This is a genomic window from Pedobacter duraquae, from assembly GCF_004362245.1.
Classification (GTDB): Bacteria; Bacteroidota; Bacteroidia; order Sphingobacteriales; family Sphingobacteriaceae; genus Pedobacter; species Pedobacter duraquae.
Map to the genome: position 1 here is coordinate 134,762 of NZ_SNWM01000006.1, position 18,139 is coordinate 152,900.

Annotated in this window: 12 protein-coding genes; all 12 read left to right on the forward strand. The window is 43.4% G+C overall.

The window, feature by feature from the left end; translation table 11 throughout:
* Nucleotides 1-142 precede the first annotated feature (142 nt).
* On the forward strand, nt 143-1,222 hold the full coding sequence (rhaT, locus tag CLV32_RS20340) for an L-rhamnose/proton symporter RhaT (protein ID WP_133558799.1): 1,080 nt from the start codon (nt 143-145) through the stop codon (nt 1,220-1,222).
* A 13-nt stretch (nt 1,223-1,235) separates the two neighbouring features.
* On the forward strand, nt 1,236-3,356 hold the full coding sequence (locus CLV32_RS20345) for a bifunctional aldolase/short-chain dehydrogenase (protein WP_133558800.1): 2,121 nt from the start codon (nt 1,236-1,238) through the stop codon (nt 3,354-3,356).
* 33 nt (nt 3,357-3,389) lie between these two features.
* On the forward strand, nt 3,390-4,664 hold the full coding sequence (locus tag CLV32_RS20350; protein ID WP_133558801.1) for a TIM barrel protein: 1,275 nt from the start codon (nt 3,390-3,392) through the stop codon (nt 4,662-4,664).
* Nucleotides 4,665-4,673: 9 nt separating this feature from the next.
* Nucleotides 4,674-6,026, forward strand: coding sequence for an FGGY-family carbohydrate kinase (locus tag CLV32_RS20355; RefSeq protein WP_133558802.1), 1,353 nt, complete (start codon nt 4,674-4,676; stop codon nt 6,024-6,026).
* Complete coding sequence (locus CLV32_RS20360; RefSeq protein WP_133558803.1) at nt 6,023-6,757, forward strand: (Fe-S)-binding protein; 735 nt, start codon at nt 6,023-6,025, stop codon at nt 6,755-6,757. Before CLV32_RS20355 ends, CLV32_RS20360 begins: the two co-directional genes overlap by 4 nt.
* A gap of 16 nt (nt 6,758-6,773) precedes the next feature.
* Nucleotides 6,774-8,153: a lactate utilization protein B gene (locus tag CLV32_RS20365; RefSeq protein ID WP_133558804.1), complete on the forward strand. Its 1,380-nt coding sequence runs from the start codon at nt 6,774-6,776 to the stop codon at nt 8,151-8,153.
* Nucleotides 8,146-8,730, forward strand: a complete 585-nt coding sequence (locus CLV32_RS20370) for a LutC/YkgG family protein (protein WP_133558805.1) — start codon at nt 8,146-8,148, stop codon at nt 8,728-8,730. Before CLV32_RS20365 ends, CLV32_RS20370 begins: the two co-directional genes overlap by 8 nt.
* 162 nt (nt 8,731-8,892) lie before the next feature.
* Complete coding sequence (locus CLV32_RS20375; RefSeq protein WP_133558806.1) at nt 8,893-11,970, forward strand: SusC/RagA family TonB-linked outer membrane protein; 3,078 nt, start codon at nt 8,893-8,895, stop codon at nt 11,968-11,970.
* A 72-nt stretch (nt 11,971-12,042) separates the two neighbouring features.
* Nucleotides 12,043-13,578: a RagB/SusD family nutrient uptake outer membrane protein gene (locus CLV32_RS20380; protein ID WP_133558807.1), complete on the forward strand. Its 1,536-nt coding sequence runs from the start codon at nt 12,043-12,045 to the stop codon at nt 13,576-13,578.
* 11 nt (nt 13,579-13,589) lie between these two features.
* Nucleotides 13,590-14,420: a phytanoyl-CoA dioxygenase family protein gene (locus CLV32_RS20385; RefSeq protein ID WP_133558808.1), complete on the forward strand. Its 831-nt coding sequence runs from the start codon at nt 13,590-13,592 to the stop codon at nt 14,418-14,420.
* Nucleotides 14,420-15,265 (forward strand): sugar phosphate isomerase/epimerase family protein, encoded by an 846-nt coding sequence (locus tag CLV32_RS20390; protein ID WP_208111064.1) that lies wholly within the window; start codon nt 14,420-14,422, stop codon nt 15,263-15,265. The genes CLV32_RS20385 and CLV32_RS20390 overlap by 1 nt, the downstream gene beginning before the upstream one ends.
* Nucleotides 15,262-18,129: a glycosyl hydrolase gene (locus tag CLV32_RS20395; RefSeq protein ID WP_133558809.1), complete on the forward strand. Its 2,868-nt coding sequence runs from the start codon at nt 15,262-15,264 to the stop codon at nt 18,127-18,129. Before CLV32_RS20390 ends, CLV32_RS20395 begins: the two co-directional genes overlap by 4 nt.
* Nucleotides 18,130-18,139 lie beyond the last annotated feature (10 nt).

The following is an 18,139-nucleotide window of genomic DNA, read 5'->3' on the forward strand; positions in this document are numbered from 1 at the left end:
CTAAATAACTGTGTTTTTGATTACCTTAGTTTTCAGTGGCTTACATAAAGATGTGGCAAATGCTGTTGTCAAGCATGACAGTACATGACAGAACTCTATAAAGCCCTTACTACTTTTAGACTAATCAAATAAAAACCTATTCATGCAAATTATCTTTGGAGTTATCTTCCATTTTATTGGCGGTTTTGCCTCAGGCAGTTTTTACATTCCTTACAAGAAAGTCAAAGGATGGTCCTGGGAGAGTTACTGGATTGTAGGTGGTATCTTTTCCTGGCTCATTGTTCCGCCGCTTGCAGCATACCTGACTATTCCGAATTTTGCAGAAATCATTCGTCATACCCAAGGAGGCATTTTAGGTCTTACTTACTTTTTTGGTGTGCTATGGGGAATTGGCGGACTGACTTATGGCCTGGGGGTACGTTATCTGGGTGTTTCGCTTGGCAGTTCTGTAATTTTGGGTCTGTGTTCGGTTTTCGGCGCCATCATTCCCTCAATATATTATAATTTCTTTCCAAAAGCAGGAAAAGATACCCTGACCGACATGCTAAACAGCAGTTGGGGGCAGCTTGTGCTTATCGGGTTGCTCGTTTGCGTAATAGGAATTATCGTTTGTGGCAGAGCGGGTGCATTGAAAAGCAAGGATCTTGCAGATGCTAAAACAAATCAAGCTGAAAATTCAGAGTTTAAGATTGGCTTGGGACTGTTTGTTGCCATCATATCTGGTATTTTGAGTGCATGCTTTGCTTTCGGCATTGATGCAGGTAAAGACATGGCTAATGAGGCCAATGAAATCTGGAAAAGTACACACCCGGGGGCAGGAGAATTCCTCTATCAGAATAATGTAACCTATATCATCATCCTGTGGGGAGGCCTGACCACAAATTTTATCTGGTGTATGATTTTAAATGCCAGAAATAAAAGCTTCGGCGATTATACCAATAAAAAGACACCATTATTATCTAATTATATTTTTTCAGCACTCGCTGGCATCACCTGGTTCCTTCAATTCTTTTTTTACGGGATGGGGGAGAGTAAGCTTGGCAACGGTGCAAGTTCCTGGATCCTTCACATGGCCTTTATTATTCTGATTGCCAATATGTGGGGCTTAGTGCTCAAAGAATGGAAAGGGGTAAGTAAAAAAACATTTGCAACAATATTAACTGGAATTGCGCTCATTGTACTTTCCATTCTTATTGTTGGGTACGGTAATTCCATTAAATAATTAAATCTATTTTATGCCTGTTGAAACAAACGCTTTTAAACATGTAAGCTATCTCTGGGATCAGGAGGAAGCAGATCGTCTGGCTGGCGACGAAGTCGCGCTACTGATTTATCGATCCAATTTGCTCGGCGCAGATTTGCGTCTAACCAATTATGGTGGGGGAAATACCTCCTGCAAAGTTACAGATACTGATCCGCTTACTGGAAAGGCTGTAGAGATCATGTGGGTTAAGGGATCTGGCGGAGACCTCGGTACGCTCAAAAAATCTGGTCTTGCAGCATTATACGTAGATCGGCTCCGTAGCTTGCAGCAGATCTATCGGGGCATTGCGTATGAAGATGAAATGGTTGAACTTTTTAACCATTGTATTTTTGATTTACAATCAAAGGCACCATCTATTGATACGCCCTTACATGGTTTTCTTCCATTCAAACATATTGACCATCTACATCCCGATGCAGCAATCGCAATTGCTGCCGCAAAAGATGGAAAGCGAATTACAGCAGAATTATTTGGCGGAACTATTGGTTGGGTAGACTGGCAGAAGCCGGGATTCGATTTAGGCTTACAGCTGCGTAGCTGCCTGGATGAGAATCCGGGGATCCGCGGTATTATGCTCGGCTCACATGGTCTTTTTACCTGGGGTGATACAGCTTACGAAAGTTATATCAATACCCTCGAAGTTGTAGAGCAATGTGCGGCTTATCTTGAAGAAAACTATAGTAAGAAGGGACCTGTATTTGCAGGGCAGAAAATTCAGAGTCCAGGATCAGAAATCAGATTGAAGCAGGTGGCAGAGATTGCACCAATACTGCGCGGTTTTTGTTCCAGTGAAAAGCATATGGTCGGGCATTTTACTGATGATGCCCGCGTGTTGGAATTTATCAATTCAAATGATTTAAAAAGGCTTGCTCCATTGGGTACCAGCTGCCCGGATCATTTTCTGAGAACGAAAATCAGTCCGCTGGTACTGGATTTAACAGCCGAAGAAGACCTCAGTGATTCTGCGGCACTAAAAGCAAGGTTGGAGCCTGCATTTGAAGCGTACAGAACGATGTACAAACAGTACTATGAAGACTGCAAGCATGACAACAGTCCGCCAGTACGTGATCCAAATCCAGTTATCATTCTATATCCTGGAATAGGTCTGTTCTCTTTTTCTAAAGATAAACAAACAGCCAGGGTAGCTGCAGAATTTTATATCAATGCCATCAATGTAATGAAGGGTGCCGAAGCAATCTCATCTTACACGGCGCTCCCAAGACAAGAAGCCTTCAATATCGAATACTGGTTGTTGGAAGAAGCAAAATTACAGCGGATGCCCAAACCAAAGGCGCTCTCTGGAAAAATTGCACTTGTTACTGGTAGTGCCGGAGGTATAGGTAAAGCAATAGCGCGTAAATTTATTGAAGAGGGCGCTGTGGTAGTTATCAATGATAATGACGAGAGTAGGCTTCAAATCGCAGATGCCAAATTTAAAGCGGATTATGGCGCTGACAGTTATGTAACCACACCACTTGATGTTACCAATGCCGACGAGATTGATCGTGCATTTCAAAAGGCTTGTGTTTCTTTCGGAGGTGTAGATATTGTTGTAAATTGTGCTGGTATTTCCATTTCCAAATCTATTCAGGACCACACAGAAAAAGATTGGGATCTATTATATACCATTTTAGTGAAAGGACAATTTTTAATTACTCAGGCGGCAGTAGCTATTATGCGTAAACAAAACATAGGTGGCGATATACTCAATATTGTGAGTAAAAATGGACTTGTTTCAGGCCCAAATAACTCGGGATATGGATCTGCCAAAGCCGCACAACTGCACTTAAGCAGGCTTAACGCTGCAGAGCTCGGTCCGGATAAGATCAGAGTAAACACCGTTAATCCTGATGCCGTCATTTCTGATAGTAAAATATGGGAAGGCTCATGGGCTGAAGGACGTGCTAAAGCATATGGAATTACGGTGGCAGAACTACCAGCCTTTTATGCGAGCAGAACCCTATTAAATGAAATTATATTACCAGTAGATATTGCCAATGCCTGTTTTGTATTCATCGGCGGAATGCTCAACAAATCAACAGGCAATGTGCTCAATGTAGACGGCGGTATTGCACCAGCATTTTTGCGCTAAGTATCATCCCTAATCACCTAAACGACAACAACCATGCAACTCGAAAAATATCAGATCCAATCGCACAACGAACCTCAGCTAAGCGCACATTACCGTAAACTTGCTTATCTGGAAGAAGAACTTGGTGACACCGAGCAGCTTATTGAAAAATTAACCGCCTTCCAGATCGCTATTCCAAGCTGGGCACTGGGCACGGGAGGAACACGCTTTGGCCGATTTTCAGCTGGTGGTGAACCCCGTAACCTCGAAGAAAAAATCAATGATATAGGTCTTTTACATGCGCTAAACAGATCCAGTGGTGCCATTTCGCTGCATATTCCCTGGGATATCCCACAGGATACACTAGCGGTAAAAGAACTTGCTGCATCACATGGATTGCGTTTTGATGCCATGAACTCGAATACCTTTCAGGATCAGCAAAATCAGGAATTCAGTTACAAATTCGGATCGCTACAGCATGAGGATCCCAAAGTTAGAAAACAGGCCGTTGAACACAATATTGAAGTAATCCGGCAGGGAATTGAACTTGGATCCAAATCGTTGACCGTATGGCTTGCCGATGGCTCTTGTTTTCCTGGACAGCTGAACTTCAGAAAAGCTTTTCAGCATACATTGGATAGCCTGAAAGAAATCTATGCCGCCTTGCCCGACGACTGGAAGATCTTTATAGAATATAAGGCCTTTGAACCAAATTTTTATTCAACTACTGTTGGCGACTGGGGTCAATCTCTGCTCTTCGCCAATAAGTTGGGTCCTAAGGCATATACATTGGTAGATCTCGGACACCATTTGCCAAATGCCAATATCGAGCAGATTGTATCGCTCCTGCTAATGGAAGAGAAACTTGGTGGATTTCATTTCAATGACTCTAAATATGGAGATGATGACCTCACTGCAGGTAGTATTAAGCCTTATCAATTGTTCCTGATTTTTAATGAACTTGTTGAAGGAATGGATACCCGTGGAATGGATCATGCTGAAGATTTGGGTTGGATGATAGATGCTTCACACAACGTGAAAGATCCTCTGGAAGATTTATTGCAATCTGTGGAAGCGATTATGCTGGCGTATGCCCAGGCATTGATCGTAGACAGAGCGGCACTACAAACAGCGCAAATTGAGAATGATGTAGTACGCTGTCAGGAGATATTGCAAAATGCTTTCCGTACTGACTTACGTCCGCTGGTAGCCGAAGCCAGACTTCGTTCTGGAGGTGCACTGGCGCCTGTCGAATTGTTCAGATCTCTGCAAATCAGATCTCAACTCATTCAAGAACGCGGATTATTTACTATGGCTACAGGCCTGTAGGATACAGACATGAAGCCTGTACCAGTTATAGCCATATTCGATGTTGGTAAGACCAACAAGAAACTCTTTCTTTTCGACGAACACTATAGAATTGTGTTTGAGCGGACGGCGCGTTTCCTGGAAACAACAGATGAAGATGGAGAGCCCTGTGAAAACCTGGAAAGTCTCCGGCTTTCGATATTTGACTCCCTCCGGGAAGTTTTTAGGATGCCGGAGTTCGAGATCAGAGCGATTAATTTTTCGACCTATGGAGCCAGTCTGGTTTATGTAGATAATCAGGGTACCCCAATAGCACCATTGTATAGTTATTTGAAACCATACCCCGAGTATCTGAAGCAGCAGTTTTATGCTACTTATGGAGGTGAAAGCAAAGTTGCCGAACAAACAGCATCTCCTATTTTGGGGAGCCTCAATTCCGGTATGCAACTCTATAGGCTTAAATACGAACAGCCTGATGTGTTTAAAAAACTAAAATATGCCCTGCATCTACCTCAGTACCTTAGCTCGCTCATCTCGGGCATTGCCAGCTCGGAAATTACGAGCATCGGTTGCCATACCGGCCTATGGGATTTCGGGCGCTCAGCTTATCATAAGTGGGTTAAAGAAGAAGGCCTACTAGATAAAATGGCACCCTTGGTGCCATCAACAGAAGTGCATTCGGCTTGTTTTCCTGGAAATAACTATGCGGTCGGGGCAGGACTGCACGACAGCTCCGCAGCACTTATACCTTATCTGGCAAATTTTACAGAGCCTTTTGTGCTCCTGTCTACCGGCACATGGTGTATTAGTATGAATCCTTTTAACGATAGTGTGCTGACCGAGGAAGAGCTTAATCAGGATTGTCTTTGCTACCTCCAATATGGAGGCAAACCTGTAAAGGCATCCAGAGTATTTTCTGGTTATGAACACGAACAACAGGAGAAGCGAATCATCGCACATTTTAAAGAAGAAAAATCAAGATATAAAGATCTGGAACTTGATGAGGAAGTGATTGCAAAACTGCGTAAAAGTAAGCCGGCAAAACCGGAATTCTCATCGCGGAACCTGGCAGATTTTGATACCGGGGCCGAAGCCTATCACCAGCTCATGCTTGACCTTGTTGAAAAACAGCTGCAATCCACCAACCTTGTACTTGCCGGAACACCCGTTAAAAGAATCTTTGTTGACGGGGGATTTAGCAAGAACGCAATATTTATGCATTTGCTAGCCTCGGCGTATCCGGAGATTGAAGTCTTTGCTGCTTCTATGGCTCAGGCAACAGCAGTGGGCACAGCGTTGGCCATCCATCACGCATGGAACACTAAACCATTGCCAACCGACCTGATTGAACTTAAGTATTACTCCAACGCACGTTTTGTATGAAGGTAGGGCTTTTTATACCCTGTTATATAGATCAGTTCTATCCCGACGCTGCCATTGCGACCCTGCAATTGCTCCAAAAACTCGGTGTAGATGTTACTTATCCGCTTAATCAAACCTGTTGCGGCCAGCCAATGGCAAACTCAGGCTTTGAACACCTTACTGCTGGATGCGAAGCGCTTTTTATCCAGAACTTTGCCGATTTCGATTATATCGTTTCTCCATCCGGAAGCTGCACCTTACATCTTAAAGAGCATTTGCATTCTGATCATGCGCCCAAAACGGCGTTGGACATACGTACGAAACTCTACGAACTCACAGAGTTTTTAACGGATGTACTTGAGGTGAAAACTCTCCTTGCCCGTTTTCCACACCGCGTCGGGATGCATCAGGCCTGCCACGGTCAACGTGGATTGAAACTTTCCCAGATGTCAGAACTTGTTGCCGAGCCCTTTTCCAAACCTCAATATCTGCTCGATATGGTTGATGGAATTGAGATGGTCGAGCTGACCAGGCCAGATGAGTGTTGCGGATTTGGCGGCACCTTCTGTGTGGCAGAAGAGGCTGTATCCGTTAAAATGGGGAAAGACAGAATCGCAGACCATGTAAGCCATGGCGCAGAGTTTATAACCTCAACAGACATATCTTGTCTTATGCATCTTGAGGGATTGCTTAAACGAAATGGCAGTAAGGTCAAAGTGAAATACATCGCAGAGATCCTCAACGCCTCTTAAAGACCACGATAAACTTATGGAAAAATCTAAAGGCACCCATGCCGAACTCGCTGAGCAATTCAACAAGGATCAGTCACGGGTCGACTGGCATGATGAAACGTTGTTCTGGATCAGGAATAAGCGGGACAAAGCCGCTGGAAAGATACCGGAATGGGAGGCCTTAAGAGAACAGGCCTCAGCAATCAAGAATAATGTTTTATCCAATCTTCACACCTACCTGGAGGATTTCGAGAAACGGGCCCTGAAAAACGGGATTCAGGTACATTGGGCTGTAGATGCTGCGGCACACAACCAGATCGTACTTGACATCTTGAAGCAGCACGAAATTACCGAAATGATCAAAAGTAAATCTATGCTTACCGAAGAATGTCAGCTTAATGAGTTTTTAGCTGTGAATGGCGTTGACGTCATAGATACCGATCTCGGTGAGCGTATCGTACAATTAGCAAAGGAACCACCGAGTCACATCGTTTTACCCTGTATCCATAAAAAAAAGGAAGAGATAGGTGAACTTTTTTATAAGCACCTCGGGACCGCCAAGGGAGAGTCTGATCCGCAGGTGCTCACCGCTGCGGCACGAGTACACCTCCGACAAGCCTTTATTACCCGGCGTGCAGCGCTTACCGGAGTTAACTTCGCAGTGGCCGAAACAGGAGAATTTGTAGTATGTACGAATGAGGGCAATGCCGATATGGGCGCACACCTGTCGGAAGTCCATATTGCGGCCATGGGAATCGAAAAAATAATTCCTGAACGCAAGCATTTGGGTGTGTTTTTAAGACTACTTACCAGAAGCGCCACCGGACAACCTATTACTACTTATTCCAGCCATTTTAAAAAGCCCAGGCCTGGTCAGCAGATGCACATTATCCTTGTTGATAATGGTAGGTCTACGCAATTGGGAAGGCCCGATTTTAGGAATTCTCTGAAGTGCATCCGTTGCGGAGCCTGTATGAATACTTGCCCTGTATATAGGCGTAGCGGCGGCCATAGTTACCATAACGCCATCTCAGGCCCTATCGGTGCCATACTGGCTCCGAATCTAAATATGGAGAAGCACACAGATTTACCATTTGCCTCTACCTTATGTGGTTCCTGTACATATGTTTGCCCGGTAAAAATAGATATCCATACACAGTTGTATAAATGGAGGCAGGTAATCGTTAAAAAGGGTTTTGCAGATCCTGCTAAAGCTGCAGCAATGAAGGGAATGGAGTTCACTCTGTCTAGCCCTGCACGTTATAGGGCAGCGGGTAAAACAGGTAAATGGATTTTAAAGCATGTTCCTGTTATGGTAAATAATCGGCTTAACGCCTGGTATAAACACAGGGAAATGCCGGCAGTTCCGATAACTAGTTTCAGAGATTGGTATATCAAAAATCATAAACATGACTAACAGAAATCTGATACTTACGGCAGTGGCGAAAAATCAGCCGGAATACCAGGAGATTCCTGATATTCCGGCTGAAAATAATATTGAAACAGAAACTTTACAATCTTTTAAACAGGTACTTTCAGATATCGGCGGTACTGCGCTTGAGGCAAAAGATATCGCAGAACTGAAAGTGTTAATTCAGACATTTTTTCCAGAATCATCTCGTAAAGTTAGCACAATGCAGATCCTGTCAGATATTGTAGATACCGATCTTTCTTCTGATTTCCCCCATGACTTTGAAGATGTTGATGTAGCAATTTTGGAAGGACATTTTGGCGTTGCTGAAAATGGAGCAGTCTGGATTACAGAGGATAAGATGGGGCAGCGCATTTTACCGTTTATCTGCCAACATTTGGTGTTAATTATACACAAAGATGAGGTCTGTGCAACCATGCAGCAGGCGTATGCGAAAGTCGGAACGGCTGATTATGGCTTTGGGACTTTTATAGCCGGCCCATCCAAAACTGCCGATATTGAACAATCTCTTGTACTGGGTGCACATGGGCCAAAAAGCCTTCTTGTGCTTATACTTAGTTAGGTTTTTTTCTAAAAACAAGAAATAAATCTGCGTATCAGAAATCGTACAGGATGCAACAGGTTGCACCTTATGAAATATTCAAAGATCTTAGCTTTATCGATGGGGTAAACCTAATCGCTAAAACAACTAACCAAATTTTAAACCAAATTAAAACGAACTACGATGGGTAGGAAATTTTTACATTATTTATCTGGGGCCAGACACCTGCAGCTATTTCTGATGCTGTTGTTGCTTAGCCCGTTTGCTTTTGCTCAGCAAAGCATGAAAATTACCGGAAAGGTAACTTCCTCGGAAGACCGGACTGGATTACCGGGTGTGTCCGTAAAAGTAAAAGGGACACAAGTTGGTACTGTAACGGACGGTGCCGGTGCTTACACACTGACTGCCGCAAAAGGAAATGTGTTAACATTCAGTTATGTGGGATACGACTTGTACGAAGCAACCGTTGGAGAAAGCAGTACGGTAAATGTTAGCCTTAAATCTAAAAGCGCAGATCTTCAGGAAGTCGTAGTTGTAAGTTACGGTTCTAGCAGACAAAGAGATATTACTGGCGCAGTAACGAAGGTTAATGCCGAAGATCTTCAGAATCTTCCTGCAGCAGAAATTGGTCAGAAACTAACCGGTCGTGTACCTGGATTGCAGGTAAACCAGGCATCTGGACGTCCCGGCCAAGGTATGACTTTCAGAGTTCGTGGTGCAGCGTCACTCGGATCAGGTAATCAACCCCTGATTGTGGTAGACGGACAGCCGATTACTGGTGACGTCAATCTGATCAATCCTGATGATATCGAGAGTTTCAGTGTGCTGAAAGATGCTGCTTCGACAGCATTATATGGCTCACGTGCTGCAAATGGTGTTATTCTAATCACAACTAAACAGGCAAAATCGGGCCGCTCTACGATAAACTTCAACACCTATTACGGTACACAGACTGTGCTACAGCGTGGTAGACCTGATATCATGAATGCAAATGAATTCGCAACATTCATGAAAGGTTACTATGAAGACAGAATCAAGTATGAAAACTGGAAAAATCCGGTAACAGGTTTGGCAGAAGTACCTGCAGATTATCAAAATCCAGCTCAGTATGGAGAAGGTACAGACTGGTATAACGAATTGCTGCGTACTGCTCCAATTCAAAACTATAACTTAAATATTTCTTCGGGTACAGATAAAGTATTGTCGAGCAACTCACTTACTTATTTCAAGCAGGACGGTGTACTTAGAAATACAGGAATGCAACGTTTTTCTTTCCGTTCAAACAATCAGTACACACCGAGCAGCAAGGTGAAATTCGGTTTTAACATAGCACCAACGTATCAGATCGACAACAACACACGTGGTAACCTTGATGGTAACAGACAAATTCTGGTAGGCGGTGAGATCAGTTCTCCGTTAATTCCGGCAAGAAATGCTGATGGCAGTTACCCTACCCGTACAGGTTCGTATGGTATGTTTGCTTTGCCAAACTTTTTGCAGCAGTTGGACCTGATGAAAAACAAACAGAACAGTTTGCGCATTCTTGCCAATGCATTTGGAGAAATTGAATTGCTTAAAGATTTACGTTTCCGCACAACAATTAATACGGATCTTGGTGCTATAGATCAGAACTCTTTTAACTCATCTAACTACGGTACAGCTGGCGCTCCCGGACCGTCAATCCCTTCTGCTGTAAGTAACAGTAATAACTATACTTCGTGGTTGAGTGAAAATATTTTGACTTATAAATTGACAAAAGGAGACCATAATTTTGATTTCCTTGCAGGATATAGTGCGCAGAAATACAACCGGAATTTCCGTACAATTAACGGATCTGTATTCCCGAATGACAACATTCCATGGATTGCTGGTGCTGCAACAACTACAGGTACAACCAATAACACTGCCTGGGATATCGCTTCTATGTTTGGCCGGATTAACTACGATTACAAAGGTAAATATCTGATCTCGGCGAATATACGCCGTGATGGTTCGTCCAGGTTCGGTAAAAACTCTAAATATGGAACTTTCCCTTCGATATCTGCAGGCTGGATTATCAGTGAGGAGTCTTTCTTTCCGAAATCAGATAATTTTTCATTCCTGAAGATCAGAGGAGGTTACGGAAAAACGGGTAATAATAACATTGGTGATTATACACAGACATCTTTGGTGGGCCAAACTAACTATGTGTTCTCAAGCGCCTTGGCTCAGGGGCTTTCAATCACCTCGCTGGGTAATCCTGATCTGACCTGGGAAACATCAAAACAAACTGACATCGGTTTGGAGATGAATTTCTTCAAAAACAGGATTAATGTAACCTATGATTACTACAATAAGCTAACCAATGGTATGCTTTACCTGATTAGTATTCCTTATGCCTCTGGTTACTCAAGTATCAGATATAACGTTGGAGAATTCAAAATGTGGGGACATGAGTTGAGCATCAACTCCACCAACTTAACGGGTGAAGTAAAATGGAACACAGGATTTAATATTTCCTTCAATGACAACAAGGTGCTGAGTTTGCAGGATAATACGCCAATTGGTGGTACTGCAACGTATAACGACTATAACCGTACCGCAGTTGGCCGCAGAATCGGAGAGTTGTTCGGTTATGTTTTTGATGGCGTTTATAAAAATCAGCAGGAGTTCGATTCCCAGCCTAAACATGCAACATCAGCAGTAGGAACTGCAAGGATGAAAGATATCAATGGTGACGGAAAGATCGATCAAAATGATAAAACGTTTTTAGGCAATCCTAATCCTAAATTCCTTTTCGGTTTGAACAACGACATCCGCTACAAAAACTTTGATTTCTCAATTTCAGTTTCGGGACAAGTAGGCAATAAGATCATGAATACCAACCTGCAGAACTTCCAGAATTTGGATGGAATCTTCAACATCGAAAAATCGATGATGAACCGCTGGAGATCACCTGAAAATCCTGGAAACGGACAAGTGCCAAGAACATTGTCAAATACAACAGAATTGTACCGTTTTGGTAATTCAAACTGGGTGTTCTCTGGAGATTATCTGACAATCAGGAATATTTCTGCTGGTTACACCTTTACAAGCGTGCCGAAATATTTCAAGTCAGCACGTATCTATCTGGCAGTAAATCAGGCGTATGTGTTTACTAAATATCCAGGACAGAATCCTGAGGTAAATGACAGCAGAGATAACCAAACCACTGCAGGTCAGGACAACGGGTCTTACCCGGTTCCAAGAACAATAAGTATTGGTGCAAACATTAATTTTTAACTTGTGGAAGCTCAGGAAAAGCGGTATCGCTTTGACGAACTTCATAACTAATGACAATCAAAATATAACAATATGAAAAACTCAAAATATATGTTGATTCTTTTAACAGGAGCATTGAGCTTTGGTTCCTGTAAAAAGGACTTCCTGGAGTTATTTCCGGAAGGACAAATGAATGAAGGAAACTTCTATAAAAGTACAGTTGATTTTCAACAAGCTGTAGTGGGTGCCTATACTCCACTAAGGGATGTTGCCAACATTGCATTTTATATGGATGAGATGCGTTCTGACAATGCACACTACGACTACAATTCTAAAGATCGTGGAGGCTTGGGTTATGAGCAACTGGCAGATTTTCTGGATAACTCACAAAATGGCGTAACAGCAACGCGTTACCAGGGTGATTATAACGGGATTTCACGCACCAACGTGATCCTGGATCGCCTGGAAAAAATCACTTTTACAATGGCTGATGCTGATCGCAAACAGATTGTTGGTGAGACAAAAGCACTGCGTGCACATTACTATTTTGACTTGGTTAGGCACTATGGCGGTGTTCCACTTCACTTGCATGAAGTGACAGAGAAGTCGCAGGCCACATTGCCACGTTCTACAGCTGAACAGGTGTACGCTCAGATTATTGCTGATTTCACCGACGCGCTTGCCAATGTTGCTGCACCTAAACTACCGCAGGAAACAGGTCGTGTTACAAAAGGTATGGTTGCTACTGAGCTTGCTCATGTCTACATGACACTTAAGCAATTTGATAAAGCAATTCCATTACTTCAAAGTGTAACTACAATGGGTTACAGCCTATGGGCGAATTATGAAGATGCTTTCAAGAATGAGAACAAAAATAACAAAGAGTCAATTTTTGAAGTACAGTATAAGGATGGTACCGATGGTCAGTCTAGTACATTTATCTACAGATTCATCCCTAATGGAAATACACTGAATATCACTGGTATTTCTTACAACGACACTAACGGCGGATGGAACTATCCAACGGATGATTTGTTGGCAGCTTATGAGCCTAATGACAAACGTCTGGATGCAACTATCGGTGTAATTGAAGGAACCTATAATGCGAATACTGATTTCGTTGCAAGTAAAATTGTAAGTATCGTAAATTATAAGGCCCCAACAGGTGTCATCGCCAAATACTTTATCCGCAAATATTTCCACCCTCCTTACCTGCTCGCAAACAATACCAAAGAAAACTGGCCGATCTACAGATATTCGAACGTTCTGCTGATGCTTGCCGAGTGTTTAAATGAAACTGGTCAGTCTGCAGCTGCCCTGCCTTACCTTAATCAGGTAAGAACACGTGCTGGCTTAGCCGCAACTACTACTATAGATCCTGCACTTTTGCGTCCTATAATCGCACATGAGCGTAGAATCGAACTGGCTTTCGAAAATCACAGATGGTTGGATCTGGTACGTACCGATCAGGCGATTCCAGTACTTACAGCTTACGGTATTAAAACTAAAGCACAGTTCGGATATATCCTTCCTGCAGCATATAATGTTACTGCTGCTCGTTTTATCTATCCAATTCCATTCAGGGAATTACAATTGAATACAGCGTTGGTACAGAGTCCGGGATACTAAATTTAAAGAAGATGAATTATCAAATTACTGAAGAGCAAATCAAATCCTATCAGGAGAATGGATTCATAGTTATCGAGGACTTTCTGAATGCTGCAGAGCTGGACCATTGGAGAGCCACTGTAATGAATGCTGTAAAGAACCGTGCCGGGCAGAAAATGCCCGGCAAGGATCTCAAAACAGGAGAGTCTGATGGGATCAATGACGATACGGAATACTTTGGAAAAGTATTTGATCAGTTGCTAAACTTATGGCAAACAGATGCCGGTGTAAAAGAGCTGATGGTTGATCCACGTATTGGAGAGATGGCAGCAAAGCTGGCCGGTGTAGATGGGATCAGAATCTGGCATGACCAGGCACTGTTTAAACGCCCATGGGCTAATCCAACTTCATGGCATCTTGATACGCCATTCTGGTCTTTTTCGGACAGGAATGCGCTTTCCATTTGGATTGCACTGGACGACGCTACATTAGAAAATGGTTGTCTGTTCTTTGTTCCTGGTTCTTACAAGGAAACAGAGTTTGAGAATAAGGGCATTGGTAAAAATATGGACAGCATCTTTGAGGTGTATCCGCAGTTTATCAAAGTGCCGTCGGTGGCGGCACCAATGAAAGCAGGAAGTTGTTCGTTTCATAACGGGCTAACTATTCATGGGGCTAATGCAAACATGAGCAGCGGTCACCGCCGCGCCATGACTTGTGCATATATGCCCGATGGCAATGTGTTTAACGGTCAGGCTAATATCCTGCCTCAGGAATACATTGACACGCTGAAGGTTGGCGACCTGCTTGATAGCGATGAGCAAAACCCGCTAATATATCACCGTTCAAAAAATAACGCGTAGTGATCGTAGACTTCTTTTGCCCGAGATGGGGATCAGAACATATTCCCTGGGATACCTTCCTGCCTATGGTGGTGCAGGCGGGTTACCGGGGGATTGAATGGTTTCCCTATGGGGAGGAGTGTAATATAGATGAGGTTACGGCTTTACTACAAAAGCATGGCCTGCAGTTTACTATCGTCATGACTGTACTTGGAGAACAGGCAGATTTTGCAGGCTATCTTCAGGAACTGAAACTACGACTGGTTGACTTAAGTCAAATTGGGAAGAATTTAGGTGGTCCCTTATGTATAAGCGCTCAAACCGGGAGAGAATACTTTAGTCCTGATCAGATTGATGCTATTCTGACCTGCTGTCTCGGGGTTAGCCGAGACACAGGCATTCCCATTTATCAGGAAACACATCGGAACAAATGGTCTTATGCTTTACATGTTATGCCGGAAGTCTTAAAAAGACATCCTGAGACTATGCTTACGCTTGATATTTCACATTGGTTTTGCGTGTCCGAAAGCTTGCTCGAAGACCAGCAGGAAGCCATGAAAGTCGCTATTGGCCGAGCAAGACATTTGCACGCGCGGATAGGGCATACACAAGGGTCGCAGGTAGCCGATCCATCCCTTCCACAATATACAGATACTGTTAACGCACACCTTAGGGTTTGGGATCAATGGACCGCAGAGCGAAAACTCGCCGGTATAGAAAGACTAACCATCACTCCCGAATTTGGGCCAACTCCTTATCTTGTACCTACACACACAACTAAAACCGCCTGGGAACAGCAATGGGATCTAAATCTCTGGATGAAAGATCTGCTAAACAGGCGTTACAATTTATTTAAGCATTCATGAGAAGAAGAGATTTTTTGATACAGGGATCGGTAGCCGCATCAGGTATGGTATTGGTAAATTCACTGCCAGCTATTGCCCGTGAGATACTGGCCGATGGCACGGTGTCGCAGCGCATGCCCCTGTATGAAATATTCAAAAACCCAGCAAGCCAGTACCGTCCTTTTGTACGCTGGTGGTGGAACGGGAATAAAATAGAAAAAACAGAACTCGCCAGAGAGCTCAGGATATTAAAAGCTGCCGGAATTGGTGGTGTAGAAATTAACCCGATCTCCTTTCCGCTTCGTACGGATGATATGGGAAAACCCAGTATCGAATGGCTGAGCGACGAATGGATAGAACTGTTACGATTTACGCTGGATGAAGCAAAATCTTTAGATATGACCTGCGACCTGCTGGTAGGTACTGGTTTTCCTATGGGGGGAGAATTTCTTGAAGGTGGAGAGCGGTCGCAGATTGCAGTCATCGCAGTAAAGCGCTTTCAAGGGCCTCTTGAAACAGAGATATCCCTTTTTGATCTTTACAAGGAAGCCGATCCATCTATTACAAATCCATACAGCGGCAGAACAATGGAACTGCTGGAGGTGAAACTGGTGCCAGATCCATTAAACAGAATGGATGAGGTGGTTGACCTGTCAAAAAAGATTAAGAATGGAATTGTGAAACTCTCCATTCCAGCAGGAAATTATGCGGTATATGGCCTGGTAAAAGTCGAAGGTTTTATGCAGGTAATTCAGGGAAATCCAGGTGGAATGGGTCCTGTTCTCAACCATTTTGATAGTAAAGCTGTTAAGAAATATCTGGATAAAATGAGTGAGACCATCCAGAAAAAGATAGGCCCTCTGGCTCCCAAAGTACGCTCTTTCTTTGTTGATAGTCTGGAAACAGAAGGTACCAACTGGACTAGCGATATGATGAGCGAGTTCAAAAAAAGACGCGGATATGATCTGTATCCTTACCTTCCTTTTATCCTGTTTAAAATTGGCGGTATGGGCAATACACTGAATGCGAACTATCCTGTTCAGATGGGGGAGGACATGAAAAAGATGACCGACCGTATGCGGTATGATTTCGAACTTACAAAAGCAGAACTTTTTCAGGAACGCTTCGTCCATAATTTTGCGGAATGGTGCAAAGACAACAAGATTAAATCAAGGGCACAGGCCTACGGCCGTGGTTACTTTCCCCTGGAAGGAAGTTTTGAGATAGATATACCAGAGTGCGAAACCTGGTTGAAATATGGCATTGGAGAGGATATCAGCGAAGAAAAATTCAGTATGTATCCATGGCACCTCGGTAGGGGTAATACCATGATCAATAAACTGGTTTCTTCGGCCGCACACTTGAAAGATAAAAAGTTAATCAGCTCTGAAGAACTAACCAATACCGATATGGTATTTAACGAAGCACTGGAAATTTTGAAAATCGCAGGTGATCAGAGTACGATTTCCGGGGTAACGCATCCGATATTCCATGGTTTTAATTATTCACCTCCCGATGCAGCCTTCCCTGGCTGGATTACTTATGGTGGCTATTTTAATGAGAAAAATACCATCTGGCCATATTTTAAACATTACACCGATTACCGTGCCCGGCTCTCAGCAGTGTTGCAACAGGCAACGATGTTTGCTGATATTGCATTGTTGGCTCCTTTCGCTGATCAATGGGGTACCTATGGTGCCCAAAATGAACCGTTTCCAACGGTTGTGTCCCCGCCGTATCAGATGCTGGTCTGGGAATCTATTCATCAAAATGGTAATGCATGCGACTATGTTTCAGAATCGGTGATCAATACCTCAACAATCAAAAACGGATGGATCACTTATGGAAAAAGGAACTATCACACACTATTCCTGATTGAAGTACGTGGTGTAGATCCGGCAACGGCTAAAAAAATCTACGAGTTTGTTGCTGCCGGTGGGCGTGTGTTTTGCCTGGAGGCCATCCCCAATCAAAGTACAGGTTGGAATAACTATGCACAGCGGGATCTTGAGGTGCAAAACTGGGTAAAGAAAATGCAGGCCTTCCCCGATAGATTTGTTTTCTTAAGCAAACCGGCTACGGATTTTATGGGCTGGTATAAATCCATCCAGGAAAAGTATAACCTGACGCCTTATGTTAAAATTAAATCACCTAAAACGTTTGTGACTCAGGTACGCTACCAGACTAACGATGCGGAGCTGCTGTTACTCAATAATTCCAGCAATAAACGTAGCGCACAAATGGATCTGACTTTTAGCAAGGCAGTAACTGGTCGTAAACAGACATGGCTGTGGGATGCCGTAACAGGTGAAAGATTTAAGCTGAACATGCCTGATGGTAAATTTAGTATCAGCCTTGGGCCCGCAGATTCCAAACTGATTGTATTTAATAGCGACAGTGCTGGAACAGTATGGAAAAATCCTCCGCTTGCGGGTGCCAAAGGAAGAACAATCAATACCAAATGGGCTGTGGAATTCAGACACAGCGACGGGTCAGTTAAAAAAGATGAATTCTCTAAACTTTCAGACTTGAAGGAACTCCCTGATTATTCACATTTTTCAGGAACAGCGATCTACCGTAACACATTTACGCTGAGTGACAAAAATAGTCTTCCTTATCTGAATCTTGGTGACGTTTACGGGATCTGCGACGTAAAGATTAACGGTAAAGATGCCGGTACCCAATGGTATGGGCGAAGAATTTATCCTACTGCAGGTTTACTGCGTAATGGCGTCAACGACATTGAGATCAAGGTGGTTACCGTCATGGTAAACTATATGAAGACATTAAAAGATAATGTTGTTGCGCAATACTGGACGAACCTGAAAAGGAAAGACCAGCCACTACAATCTATGGGGCTGGTGGGGCCTGTCACTTTATACTAAACCTAAAATT

Bases quoted from the DNA above. Each gene is read 5' to 3' on its own strand.
- CLV32_RS20345 (WP_133558800.1), top strand. From the start codon at position 1,236: ATGCCTGTTGAAACAAACGCTTTTAAACATGTAAGCTATCTCTGGGAT.
- CLV32_RS20360 (WP_133558803.1), top strand. From the start codon at position 6,023: ATGAAGGTAGGGCTTTTTATACCCTGTTATATAGATCAGTTCTATCCC.
- CLV32_RS20350 (WP_133558801.1), top strand. From the start codon at position 3,390: ATGCAACTCGAAAAATATCAGATCCAATCGCACAACGAACCTCAGCTA.
- rhaT (WP_133558799.1), top strand. From the start codon at position 143: ATGCAAATTATCTTTGGAGTTATCTTCCATTTTATTGGCGGTTTTGCC.
- CLV32_RS20395 (WP_133558809.1), top strand. From the start codon at position 15,262: ATGAGAAGAAGAGATTTTTTGATACAGGGATCGGTAGCCGCATCAGGT.
- CLV32_RS20355 (WP_133558802.1), top strand. From the start codon at position 4,674: ATGAAGCCTGTACCAGTTATAGCCATATTCGATGTTGGTAAGACCAAC.
- CLV32_RS20370 (WP_133558805.1), top strand. From the start codon at position 8,146: ATGACTAACAGAAATCTGATACTTACGGCAGTGGCGAAAAATCAGCCG.
- CLV32_RS20385 (WP_133558808.1), top strand. From the start codon at position 13,590: ATGAATTATCAAATTACTGAAGAGCAAATCAAATCCTATCAGGAGAAT.
- CLV32_RS20375 (WP_133558806.1), top strand. From the start codon at position 8,893: ATGGGTAGGAAATTTTTACATTATTTATCTGGGGCCAGACACCTGCAG.
- CLV32_RS20365 (WP_133558804.1), top strand. From the start codon at position 6,774: ATGGAAAAATCTAAAGGCACCCATGCCGAACTCGCTGAGCAATTCAAC.
- CLV32_RS20380 (WP_133558807.1), top strand. From the start codon at position 12,043: ATGAAAAACTCAAAATATATGTTGATTCTTTTAACAGGAGCATTGAGC.